Here is a 10,871-nt window from a genome sequence, read left to right as displayed (position 1 = left end):
AGCGTGAGGATGAGCCATGGATGGCGAATGGGTCGGCGCGCCATGGACGGCTCGAAGCCACAACGTTGAAGGATTGGTGGGCCGTGATGGGATCGAACCATCGACCAACGGATTAAAAGTCCGCTGCTCTACCGCTGAGCTAACGGCCCACGGGGGAAGGCGCCCGCGATCGCCGCGGGGCCGCGCAGTTTACCCGCCCTGCCGCGTCAACGGTAGCGCGTGGGGTCGGCGACGCCGGCGCGGCGGAAGCCGTCGGCGCGCAGGCGGCAGGCATCGCAATGGCCGCAGGCGCGGCCTTGCGCGTCGGCCTGGTAGCACGACACGGTCTGCGCGAAATCGATGCCGAGCGCGAGTCCCGCGCGCACGATGTCAGCCTTGCCCATCTCGAGCAGCGGCGCGTGCACGGCGAGGTGCGCACCTTCGACGCCGGCCTTGGTGGCGACGTTGGCGAGGCGGCCGAACGCCTCGATGAACGCGGGCCGGCAGTCGGGGTAGCCCGAGTAGTCGACCGCGTTGACGCCGCACCAGATGTCGCGCGCGCCGAGCACCTCGGCCCAGCCGAGCGCGACCGACAGCATGATCGTGTTGCGCGCCGGGACGTAGGTCACCGGGATGCCGGCGCCGCCGTCCTCGGGCACCGCGATGTCGTCCGCGGTGAGCGCCGAGCCGCCGATGCTGCGCAGGTCGACGCGCACGGTCTTGTGTTCGACCGCGCCGAGCGCGAGTGCGACACTGCGCGCGGCTTCGAGTTCGGACGCGTGGCGCTGGCCGTAGTCGACGCTGAGCGCATGGCACGCATGGCCGCGCGCGCGCGCCATCGCGAGCGTGACCGCCGAATCCATGCCGCCGGACACGAGCACGACCGCGCGACCGACGTGCGCGCGCGCGCTCACCGTCCAGGCTCCTCGCCCCAGAGCAGCTTGTGCAACTGGAGCTGCATGCGCACCGGCAGGCGATCGGCCAGGATCCACTCGGCGAGTACGCGCGGCGCGAGGCGACCGTGTACGGGCGAGAACAGCACCTGGCAGCGCGCGTCCAGGCCGTGCTCGCGTACGCGCGCGACCGCCCAGTCGTAGTCGGCGCGATCCGCGATGACGGCCTTGACCTGGTCGTGCGGCAGCAGGTGCGCGACGTTCGACCAAAGATTGCGCGCGACCTCGCCCGAGCCGGGCGCCTTCAGATCGACGACCTTGCGCACGCGCGCATCGACTTCGCCGACGTCGAGCGCTCCGGAAGTCTCCAGCGATACTTCGTAGCCCGCGTCGCACAGGCGCGCGAGCAGCGTATGGCAGCGCTTCTGCGCGAGCGGCTCGCCGCCGGTCACGCAGACGTGGCGCGCGCCGTACGCGGCGACCTCGTCGAGCACGGCGTCGATCGTGCGCCATTCGCCACCGTGGAACGAGTAGGTCGTATCGCACCAGGTGCAGCGCAATGGACAGCCGGTGAGCCGGACGAACACGGTCGGCCAGCCGACCGCATCGGCTTCGCCCTGCAACGAATGGAAGATCTCGGTGATGCGCAGCCGCTCGGGCGACGGCGCGCCTTCGGCGTTCGCGCCGACGGCGGCGACGGCGTCGCCGGCCGCGGCGCCGCGGGCGGCGACGGTCGTCATGGCGCGATCAGTGCCGCGATTCCGACTGCAACGCGCGCAAGCGTCCCTGCGCGAGCCGCGCGACGGTCGTATCCGGATACTTCTGCACGACGTCGTTGAGCGTGGCCTCGGCCTGGTCCCACTGCTTCTGCTCGTACTGGCTGTAGCCGACCTTGAGCAGCGCGTCCGGCGCCTTCTGGCTGTTCGGATAGCGCGTGAGCAGGGTCTGGAACGCGTCCTGTGCGATCTTGTAGTTCTGCGTCACGTAGTACGACTCGCCGAGCCAGTAGTAGGCGTTGCCGGTGAGGTCGCTGTCGGGATACTGGTCGATGAACGTCTGGAAGCGACGCGCCGACTCGGCGTAGCGGCCGTCCTTGAGCGCCGCGAACGCCTCGTTGTAGGTCGCTCCCTCGGCCGCGGGATCGGCAGGTGCCGCCTTCGCGACGGTCGTGGCCGCCGCTGCGGGTTCGCCCGGGGCCGGGGCGCGCGGCGAGGGCTCGCCGGGCGCGATCGCGGAGCGATCGTCCGCGGTCAGTTCGCCGACGTTGCCGCGAGGCGCAGCGGCCGACGGGCGGGCACCCGGATTGGCGAGGTCGACATCCGGTGGTTGCTCGGGCTGCGTCGGCGCGCGGGCGGCGGGCGCGGCGGCCGCAGGGGCGCCGCCGCGGCCTTCCAGACGGCCAATCCGCGAATCGAGGTCGGTGTACTGGTCCTTGTTGCGCTGCTTCGCCTCGTCGAGCGCATGCCTGAGCTCTTCGACCTGGCCCTGCAGCGACTGCACCTGCGACTGCAGCGCCTGGATCTGGTTGACGAGGTCGACCGCGCCACCGCCCTGTCCGTTCGCCTGCTGCTCGAGGCGCTCGACGCGCTCGGCCAGCGACAGTCGCTGCTGTGCTGCAACGGGTGCGGCGAACGCGCAGACGGCGGCCGCGAAGGCCGCCGTCGCGATCGCACTCGACTTCAAGTGCGCCATCACGTCTTACTTCGCGGTGTAGACGATCTCGACGCGACGGTTCTTCGACCAGCACGATTCGTCGTGCTGGCGGCAGACCGGACGCTCTTCGCCGTAGCTCGTGACGTTGAGCTGCGAGGACGATGCGCCGGCCGCGCTCAGCGCGCCCTGCACGGCGTTGCCGCGGCGCTCGCCGAGGCCGAGGTTGTACTCGCGCGAACCGCGCTCGTCCGCATTGCCTTCGAGCGTCACGCGCGCTTCGGGGAACTGGCGCAGGTATTCGGCGTGGCACGCGACCTGGGCCTGGAATTCCGGCTTGATCTCGGTCTTGTCGAGGTCGAAGTAGACCACGCGCTGGCGCAGGCAGGAGTCGGTCTCGAGGCTGTCCTTGGTGTACTTGCCGGTGCTTTCCATCCCACGCGTTTCCGTCGTGGTGGATTCGGTCGACGGCGCCGGCTTGACCTCCTGCTTCTTCTTGCAGGCCGCAACGCCTGCGACGAGCAGGATCGAGAAAGCGATACGGACGGTGTTGTTCATGGTCGTTCCCTTGGCTGAACTGGGCAGATGGTGTTGGAAGAATCCTGAATCGACGTTCAAGCGGAGCAGTGGCGACTCGCCGCTCCCGCTCACCGGCTCAGCGCTGGCGATACGGGCCCCATGCGGGTTCACGCACGTCCCCCTCCGCGAGGCCCAGTCGTTGACGCACTCGTCCATCGGCGGATGCGGCGTACAGCACGCCGCGGATGCCTTCGCTGGCGGCGTACAGCAGCATGCTTCCGTTCGGTGCGAAACTCGGGGCTTCGTCTTGGCTGCCCGGGGACACCAGGGTGTTCTGGCTGGTCGCCCGGTCGAGGACCGCAATACGATACACGTTTCCGTTGCCCTGCACCATTGCAAGCTTGATGCCTTTGGCGTCGACGACGCTCGGACTCGCGTTGTACTGGCCCGCGAACGTCACGCGCGAAGGCTCGCCGCCCGTCGGCGCTACCTGGTAGATCTGCGGCTTGCCGGAACGGTCCGATGTGAAGTAGAGCGTCTGCCCGTCGGGCGCCCAGCGCGGCTCCGTGTCGATCGCGAAATGGCGCGTGACCGGCGTCGCCTGGCGCGTCGCGAGGTCGAGGATGTAGATGTCCGGATTGCCGCCCTTGGACAGGCTCACCGCGAGCCGGTTGCCGTCGGGCGAAAACGCGGGCGCGCTGTTGATGCCGCGGCTGCTCGACACGACCTGGCGCGACCCGGTGCCGAGATCCTGCACGTAGATCGCCGAATTGCCGCTTTCGAACGACACGTAGGCGATGCGCCTGCCGTCCGGCGACCACGCCGGCGACAACAGCGCCTCGCGCGAGCGCACGACGACCTGCGGGTTGTAGCCGTCCGAATCGGCGACCATCAGCGCGTACGACATGTTCTTCGGCGGCGTGCCGGTCGCGGTGATGTAGGCGATGCGCGTCCAGAACGCGCCACGCACGCCGAGGATCTTCTCGTAGATCGCATCGGCGACCTGGTGCGCGATGTCGCGCAGGCCGCTGCGTTGGCCGCTGATCGTGCCATTCGCCTTCAGCGACTGGCTCGCGACGTCGAACAGTTCCCACTCGATGCGCAACGACCCGCCGTCGCCATCGGCCATGCGGCCGACCACGAGCCAGTCCTGCTTGAGCAGGCGCCAGGTCGCGAACTTCACTTCGCCCTGGCGGGTCGGGAACTCGACGATGTCGTTCTTCGGCAAGGTGCGGAACTGGCCGGAGCGCGCGAGGTCGGCGCGCACGATCTCGCCCGGGTTCGACTCGGGCGGCACGCTCGCGCCGTCGAAGCCGAACGGGACCACCGCGATCGGCAGCGCCGACGCGTTGCCGTTGACGATGTCGATGTCCAGCTGCGCGTGCGCCGCGCCGCCGAGTCCGCAGACGCCAACGACGACCCATGCCAGCCTGCCCAGGATTCCCGCGAAATTCGTCATCGGCCTACCCGTCGTATCGGAAGTTGAACTTGATGTTGCGCTGGAACACTTTCTCGTAGCCCTGGTACGGCAGCGGCGCGGCCTTCATGACCGCCTGCTCGATCGAAGTGCGCGTGACCGGATCGGCGTTGCACGGCGAACCGATCGACACGCTGATCACGTCGCCGCCCGGGATCTGCGCGATGCTGAGCACGCAGCGCAGGCCCGCCTGCGCGTTGTCCGGCCGGTTCCAGTTGTTCGTGACCGCGGCCTGGATCGCCGCCGCATAGCGCGCGGTGAGGTCGTTGTCCTGCCCTCCCGCGCCGGTCTGCGCCTGTTCGGCTTCGTGTTCGGCCTCCGGTTGCGCCTGTGCCTGTGCCTGCTTCTGGTTGCGATCCTCGATCTGCGCGAGCCGCTCGCGTTCGAGCTTGAGCTTCTTTTCGACCGCCTCGCGCTCCTTGCGGATCTCGGCGAGCTGCTTCTGCTGCTCCTCGCGCAGCTTGCGCTGCTTCTCGTCCTCGAGCTCGACCTGGCGCTGGCGGGCCTTCTCTTCCTGCTCGCGCTTCTCCTGCTCGGCCTTCTCCTGCGCGAGCGCGGCGACGCGCTCCTGATCGACCTGACTCGGCTTCTGCAACTCGTTCGGCGTCTGCTTCTCGGGTTTGGGCGGTTCCGGTTGCTCGATCGGCTTCGGCTCCGGCTTCGGTGGTTCGGGTTTGGGGGGTTCCGGTTTCGCGGGAGGCCTGGACGGCTGCGGCTTTTGCGCACCCGCCCTCGCCTTCGGCGCCGCGGTCGGCCCGACGAGGGTCGCCTCGATCACCGGCCCCGGCATGCTCACCGGGCGCGTCTCGCGCGTCCACCAGAGGCCGACGAGCAACGCGAGGACGCACAGCAGGTGCAACGCCATCGCCAGCGCGAATGCGCGCGCCTTGTCGCCGAAGGTCTCCATTCGGGTCAGTGGGCCTGTTCCGCTTGCACGGGCTGGCTCATGAGCCCGACCTTCGGCACGCCCGCCGACTGCAACAGCACCATCGCCTGGTAGATCTTGCCGTAATCGGCGCGCTGGTCGCCGGCCACCAGCACGGGTACCTGTGGATTCTCGCGGACGAAAGCTGAAACTTTCTTGACCAGCGTGTCGGGGTCGATCGGTTCGCGCTGCGACGCGCCGAGGGTGAGGAACAGCGCGCCGCCCTCGTCGACGCTGACGACGGCGGGCTCCTTGTCGTTCTGGATCGCCTTCGCCGCCGACTGCGGCAGCTGGATGTCGACGCCCAGGTTGAGCAGCGGCGCGGTCACCATGAAGATGATGAGCAGCACGAGCATGACGTCGATGTACGGCACGACGTTGATCTCGGCCTTGAGCTTGCGGCGCTTGCGCGATTTCAGGTTCTGCATGCAGGGGATTCCAACGCGGGGCGGGACGGCGCGGGGTTCAGGCGTCGTCGACGTGCGCCTGGCGCGCGAGGATCGAGGAGAACTCCTCGACGAACGTGTCGTAGCGCAGGCTGATGCGCTCGAGCTTGGTCGAATAGCGGTTGTACGCCCACACCGCGGGGATCGCCGCGAACAGGCCCATCGCGGTCGCGATGAGCGCCTCCGAGATGCCCGGCGCGACCATCGCGATCGTCGCCTCCTTGACGTTGGCGAGGCCCTGGAACGCGATCATGATGCCCCACACGGTGCCGAACAGGCCGACGTAGGGACTGATCGAACCGACGTTGGCGAGGAACTCGAGGCTGTGCTCGAGGCGGTCGACCTCGCGCGTCGAGGCGACGCGCATCGCACGCTGGGCGCCTTCGAGCAGCGCGCGCGAGTCGACGCCGCGTCGCTGGCGCAGGCGTGCGAATTCGCGGAAACCGGCTTCGAAGATCGCGCCGCTGCCGCTCACGCGATCGCCCGCGCCACTGATCTCCTTGAACAGGCCGGCGAGGTCGGCGCCGGACCAGAAGCGCTCCTCGAATTCGTCCGCGCTCGCATTGGCGCGGTCGAGCAGGGCCTTCTTGCGGAAGATGATGAACCACGACGCGATCGAGAAGCCGATCAGGATCCCGAGCACGAGCTTGACCGGCAGGCTGGCGCCGAGGATCAGGGCGAGGACGTTGAGTTCCGAGTTCATGCAGGGGTGATTTCCTGAAGCAGGTGATTCGGGATGGGGCGTGGCCGGAAGCGCTGCGCGTCGAGGCACGCGATGCGCACGTTCGCTTCGACCAGCGCCCTCGGTTCGGGTTCGCGCACCAGCTGCTGGCGCACGCTGAAACTCGCGCTGCGCAGGTCGCCGATGCTGACGGTCGCGCTCAGCAGGTCGTCGAGCCGTGCGGGCGCATTGAACGCGAGCTCCATGCGATGAACGACGAAGACGATGCCTTCCTGCTCGCGCAGGCGCTGCTGGCCGATGCCGCGCGCGCGGAACCACTCGCTGCGCGCGCGTTCGAGGAAGTGCAGGTAGCGCGCATGATAGACGACTCCGCCGGCGTCGGTGTCTTCCCAGTAGACCCGGCAGGGCCAGGCGAACACGGCGCCGACGGCGGCGGGCATCCCTCCCGCGGCCGCACTCACGGCGCGCTCCCGGGAGGCGCCTCGAACAGGTCGTCGGCGCTCGCGCGACGCGGCGGCGCGAGGCCGAAATGCCGCCAGCACTTCGAGGTGACCATGCGGCCGCGCGCGGTGCGCACGAGGAAACCCTGCTGGATCAGGAACGGCTCGAGCACGTCCTCGATCGTGCCGCGCTCCTCGCTGATCGCCGCGGCGAGGGATTCGACGCCGACCGGGCCGCCGTCGAAGTTCTCGATGATCGTCGTCAGCAGGCGCCGGTCGAGCGCGTCGAAGCCTTCGGCGTCGACGCGCAGCATCTCGAGCGCCGCATTCGCCGCGTCGCGCGTGATCGTGCCGCCCGCCTTGATCTCGGCATAGTCGCGCACGCGCCGCAACAGGCGGTTGGCGATGCGCGGCGTACCGCGTGCGCGCCGCGCGATCTCGGTCGCGCCATCGCCGTCGCAGGCGATGCCGAGGATCTTCGCCGCGCGACGCACGATCGCGGTGAGTTCGAGCGGGCTGTAGAACTCGAGCCTCTGCACGATGCCGAAGCGGTCGCGCAGCGGCGCGGTGAGCAGGCCCGCGCGCGTCGTCGCTCCGATCAGCGTGAACGGCGGCAGGTCCAGCTTGATCGAGCGCGCGGCGGGCCCTTCGCCGATCATGATGTCGATCTGGAAGTCTTCCAGCGCGGGATAAAGCACTTCCTCGACGATCGGCGAGAGGCGGTGGATCTCGTCGACGAACAGCACGTCGCGCGGCTGCAGGTTGGTCAGCAGAGCGGCGAGGTCGCCCGGCCGCTCGAGCACGGGTCCCGAGGTCGAACGCAGGTTGACGCCGAGTTCGTTCGCGATCACGTGCGACAGGGTCGTCTTGCCGAGCCCCGGCGGCCCGAAGATGAGCACATGGTCGAGCGCCTCGCTGCGACGGCGGGCGGCCTCGATGTAGATGCCGAGCTGCTCGCGCACGGTCGGCTGGCCGAGGTATTCGGCGAGCCGCTGCGGGCGGATCGTCGCCTCGACGAGATCGTCCTCGCGCGTGGCGCCGGCTGACGTGAGGCGATCGGTCATGTGTCGACGGCTGAGAACTGGCGGCTGAGGGGTCGCCCGTAGGGCTGCGCAATTATGCGGGTTTCGGTCCGCCGCGAGGCAGCGGAAACCATACGGCGCATGAACGCGAGCACGTCCGCGCCTCGCAGCGCCCGGCCCCGGGCCCTCGCCTTCAGATCTCCACCTGGGTCCCGAGCTCGATCAGGCGGTTGCCCGGGATCTGGAAGAACGCGGTCGCCGGGATCGCGTTGCGCTGCATGAAGGCGAACAGCTTGTCGCGCCAGAGCGCCATGCCGGGGCGGTCGGTCGCGACGATGCTCTCGCGGCTGAGGAAGAACGTCGTGTCCATCATGTCGAACGGCTGGCCGCAGACGGTCACGGTCTCGAGCATGTTCGGCACGTCGGGGTCCTCGGCGAAGCCGAAGCGCAGGGTGACCCGATAGAACTCGTCGCCGAGCGACTCGACCGCGACGCGCTCGTCGTTCTCGGCGATCGGCGTGTCGACCGTCTCGACCGTCAGCATCACGTTGCGCTCGTGCAGCACCTTGTTGTGCTTGAGGTTGTGAAGCAGCGCGTGCGGCACGCCCTCCTGGTTCGCGGTGAGGAAGACCGCGGTGCCCGGCACGCGCAGCGGCGGGTGCGCGACGATCGAGGCGATGAACGGCTCGAGCGCGAGTCCGCTGTGCTTGATCTCGCGCACGACGAGCTCGCGGCCGCGGCGCCAGGTCGCCATGAGGGTGAAGATCACGCTGCCGAGCACGAGCGGGAACCAGCCGCCGTGCTCGACCTTGTCCGCGTTGGCGGTGAGGAAGGCAAGGTCGACGAACAGGAACAGCAGGCCGACCAGCGCGACGCGCGTGCGGGTCCAGTGCCACATGCGGCGGAACACGATCATGACGAGGATCGAGTCGATCGTCATCGTACCGACCACGGCGATGCCGTAGGCCGCGCCGAGGTTGTCGGACGAACGGAAGCCGACCACGACCGCGAGCGTGAGCACGAGCAGCATGCGGTTGATCCACGGCAGGTAGATCTGCCCCATCTGTTCATGCGAGGTGTGGCGCACCTGCATGCGCGGCAGGAAACCGAGCTGGATCGCCTCGCGCGTGACCGAGAACGCGCCCGAGATGACCGCCTGCGACGCGATCACGGCGGCCGCGGTCGCGAGCACGAGCATCGGCACGAGCAGCATCGACGGCACCATCATGAAGAGCGGGTTGTCGACCGCCTTCGGGTCGGCGATCAGCAGCGCGCCCTGGCCGAAGTAATTGAGCACGAGCGAGGGCAGCACGAAACCGAACCACGACCAGCGGATCGGCTTCTTGCCGAAGTGGCCCATGTCCGCGTACAGCGCCTCGGCACCGGTGATCGCGAGGATCACCGAGCCGAGGGTGAAGAACGCGGTCCAGCGCGCCTGCGCGAAGAATTCGATCGCGTAGTACGGCGACAGCGCGCGCAGCACCGCCGGATTCTGCGCGACATGCCAGATGCCGAGCATCGCGAGCGCGAGGAACCAGAGGATCATCACGGGCGCGAACACTGCGCCGACCTTGCCGGTTCCGCGGTTCTGGAATGCGAACAGCCCGACGATGATCAGCGCCGACAGCGGCACGACCCAGTGCGCGAGCCCCGGAGCGAGCACCTCCATGCCCTCGACCGCGCCGAGCACCGAGATCGCCGGCGTGATCACGCCATCGCCGAAGAACAGCGCGGCGCCGAACAAGCCGAGCACGACGATCCACCAGCGCGCGCGCTGGCTCGAGCGCACGCTGCGCTGGGCGAGCGCGGTGAGGGCCATGATGCCGCCCTCGCCCTTGTTGTCCGCACGCATGATGAAACCGGCGTACTTGACCGAGACGACCAGGATCAGGGACCAGAACACGAGCGACAGCACGCCGAGCACGTTCGTCGTGGTCGGCGCCGCGCCGTGTTCGCCGAAGGTCTGCTTAATCGTGTAGAGCGGACTCGTGCCGATGTCGCCGTAGACGACGCCGATCGCACCGAGCACGAGCGCGCGGGTGCGGGCGCCGACGTCGCCCCCGTTGTCGATGTCCTGACTCATCGTGCCGTATCTCCGTTAGCGCAGCGCCGCCTTGAGCGCCTTGCGGATGATGTCCTCGGCGCGATCGCCGGGGGCGGCCGCATCGCGCACGAGGCGGGTGATTTCGGCCGGCTTGTAGCCGAGCGCCTGCAACGCGACGCCGGCTTCCGCAACGGGATCGAGCGCGCCTACCGCGCCGCCGATCGTCGCCGTGGCGCCGCCGCCGAGGCCGTCGACGCGATCGCGCAGTTCGACCACCATGCGCTCGGCCGTCTTCTTGCCGATGCCCGGGATGCGCGTCAGCGCGGCGACGTCGCCGACCTGCACGAGCCGCGCGAATTCGTCGACGCTCACGCCCGACAGCACCGACAGCGCGATCCTCGCGCCGACGCCCGAGACCTTCTGCAGCGTGCGGAACAGGCTGCGTTCGGCCTCGCGCAGGAACCCGTACAGCGCGACCGTGTCTTCCTTCACCGCGTAATGCGTGCACAGGCTCACCTCGCGGCCGAGCTCGGGCAGGTCGAAGAAGGTCGACATCGGCGCTTCGAGCTCGTAGCCGACGCCGGCGACGTCGAGCACGAGCCACGGCGGCTGCTTGGCGACGAGCACGCCCCTGAGGCGGCCGATCATCGGCGCCGCCTCCACGCTTCGCGCGGCAGGCCGAGGCGCTGCAGGCTCGAACGCGTGTGCGCATGCGCGAGCGCGATCGCGAGCGCGTCGGCCGCGTCGGCCTGCAGCCGGCCCGGCAGCTGCAGCAGCAGGCCGACCATGTGCTG

12 protein-coding genes, 1 tRNA gene and 1 pseudogene are annotated in these 10,871 nt (G+C 69.1%); all 14 read right to left on the bottom strand.

Translation table 11 applies throughout. The annotated features are described in order from the left end of the window. Positions 1–74: 74 nt before the first annotated feature. Positions 75–149, bottom strand: a tRNA-Lys gene (locus tag VI238_RS12520). Positions 150–206: 57 nt separating this feature from the next. Continuing rightward, positions 207–893, bottom strand: coding sequence for a 7-cyano-7-deazaguanine synthase QueC (gene queC, locus VI238_RS12515; RefSeq protein ID WP_331651838.1), 687 nt, complete (start codon positions 891–893; stop codon positions 207–209). Then, a complete protein-coding gene (gene queE, locus VI238_RS12510) occupies positions 890–1,612 on the bottom strand; it encodes a 7-carboxy-7-deazaguanine synthase QueE (RefSeq protein WP_331651836.1) in 723 nt (240 codons plus the stop codon). The genes queC and queE overlap by 4 nt, the downstream gene beginning before the upstream one ends. Before the next feature lie 7 nt (positions 1,613–1,619). Further along, entirely contained in the window at positions 1,620–2,564 is a 945-nt protein-coding gene (gene ybgF, locus VI238_RS12505; protein ID WP_331651840.1) for a tol-pal system protein YbgF, read from the bottom strand. Positions 2,565–2,570: 6 nt separating this feature from the next. Next, a complete protein-coding gene (pal, locus tag VI238_RS12500) occupies positions 2,571–3,080 on the bottom strand; it encodes a peptidoglycan-associated lipoprotein Pal (protein WP_331651834.1) in 510 nt (169 codons plus the stop codon). A 97-nt stretch (positions 3,081–3,177) separates the two neighbouring features. Beyond that, entirely contained in the window at positions 3,178–4,500 is a 1,323-nt protein-coding gene (tolB, locus tag VI238_RS12495) for a Tol-Pal system beta propeller repeat protein TolB (protein WP_331651832.1), read from the bottom strand. 4 nt (positions 4,501–4,504) lie between these two features. Beyond that, the gene (locus tag VI238_RS12490; protein ID WP_331651830.1) at positions 4,505–5,425 is read right to left on the bottom strand and encodes a cell envelope integrity protein TolA; all 921 of its coding nucleotides are present in this window, start codon (positions 5,423–5,425) and stop codon (positions 4,505–4,507) included. A gap of 5 nt (positions 5,426–5,430) precedes the next feature. After that, on the bottom strand, positions 5,431–5,871 hold the full coding sequence (gene tolR, locus VI238_RS12485) for a protein TolR (protein ID WP_331651828.1): 441 nt from the start codon (positions 5,869–5,871) through the stop codon (positions 5,431–5,433). A gap of 37 nt (positions 5,872–5,908) precedes the next feature. Then, positions 5,909–6,592: a protein TolQ gene (gene tolQ / locus VI238_RS12480; RefSeq protein WP_331651826.1), complete on the bottom strand. Its 684-nt coding sequence runs from the start codon at positions 6,590–6,592 to the stop codon at positions 5,909–5,911. Further along, the gene (ybgC, locus tag VI238_RS12475; protein WP_331651824.1) at positions 6,589–7,011 is read right to left on the bottom strand and encodes a tol-pal system-associated acyl-CoA thioesterase; all 423 of its coding nucleotides are present in this window, start codon (positions 7,009–7,011) and stop codon (positions 6,589–6,591) included. Before ybgC ends, tolQ begins: the two co-directional genes overlap by 4 nt. A 17-nt stretch (positions 7,012–7,028) precedes the next feature. After that, the gene (gene ruvB, locus VI238_RS12470; RefSeq protein ID WP_331651822.1) at positions 7,029–8,075 is read right to left on the bottom strand and encodes a Holliday junction branch migration DNA helicase RuvB; all 1,047 of its coding nucleotides are present in this window, start codon (positions 8,073–8,075) and stop codon (positions 7,029–7,031) included. 151 nt (positions 8,076–8,226) lie between these two features. Continuing rightward, positions 8,227–10,116 carry a potassium transporter Kup gene (locus tag VI238_RS12465; protein ID WP_331651820.1) on the bottom strand — a complete coding sequence of 630 codons (1,890 nt, stop codon included), beginning with the start codon at positions 10,114–10,116 and terminating at the stop codon, positions 8,227–8,229. A gap of 15 nt (positions 10,117–10,131) precedes the next feature. After that, a complete protein-coding gene (gene ruvA / locus VI238_RS12460; RefSeq protein WP_331651818.1) occupies positions 10,132–10,725 on the bottom strand; it encodes a Holliday junction branch migration protein RuvA in 594 nt (197 codons plus the stop codon). Next, positions 10,722–10,871 (bottom strand): annotated as a pseudogene (locus VI238_RS12455) (crossover junction endodeoxyribonuclease RuvC); the annotation flags it as partial. The pseudogene VI238_RS12455 and the gene ruvA, both read right to left, overlap by 4 nt.

The organism is Dokdonella sp. (assembly GCF_036518555.1).
Classification (GTDB): domain Bacteria; phylum Pseudomonadota; class Gammaproteobacteria; order Xanthomonadales; family Rhodanobacteraceae; genus Dokdonella_A.
Note: the sequence above shows the minus strand (reverse complement) of the source record. Positions and strands in the feature narration are given on the sequence as shown.

Excerpts from the sequence above, each read along its gene's own strand:
- ruvA (WP_331651818.1), bottom strand. The coding sequence starts at position 10,725 with ATGATCGGCCGCCTCAGGGGCGTGCTCGTCGCCAAGCAGCCGCCGTGG.
- ruvB (WP_331651822.1), bottom strand. The coding sequence starts at position 8,075 with ATGACCGATCGCCTCACGTCAGCCGGCGCCACGCGCGAGGACGATCTC.
- tolB (WP_331651832.1), bottom strand. The coding sequence starts at position 4,500 with ATGACGAATTTCGCGGGAATCCTGGGCAGGCTGGCATGGGTCGTCGTT.
- VI238_RS12490 (WP_331651830.1), bottom strand. The coding sequence starts at position 5,425 with ATGGAGACCTTCGGCGACAAGGCGCGCGCATTCGCGCTGGCGATGGCG.
- VI238_RS12465 (WP_331651820.1), bottom strand. The coding sequence starts at position 10,116 with ATGAGTCAGGACATCGACAACGGGGGCGACGTCGGCGCCCGCACCCGC.
- queE (WP_331651836.1), bottom strand. The coding sequence starts at position 1,612 with ATGACGACCGTCGCCGCCCGCGGCGCCGCGGCCGGCGACGCCGTCGCC.
- pal (WP_331651834.1), bottom strand. The coding sequence starts at position 3,080 with ATGAACAACACCGTCCGTATCGCTTTCTCGATCCTGCTCGTCGCAGGC.
- ybgC (WP_331651824.1), bottom strand. The coding sequence starts at position 7,011 with ATGCCCGCCGCCGTCGGCGCCGTGTTCGCCTGGCCCTGCCGGGTCTAC.
- tolR (WP_331651828.1), bottom strand. The coding sequence starts at position 5,871 with ATGCAGAACCTGAAATCGCGCAAGCGCCGCAAGCTCAAGGCCGAGATC.
- tolQ (WP_331651826.1), bottom strand. The coding sequence starts at position 6,592 with ATGAACTCGGAACTCAACGTCCTCGCCCTGATCCTCGGCGCCAGCCTG.
- ybgF (WP_331651840.1), bottom strand. The coding sequence starts at position 2,564 with ATGGCGCACTTGAAGTCGAGTGCGATCGCGACGGCGGCCTTCGCGGCC.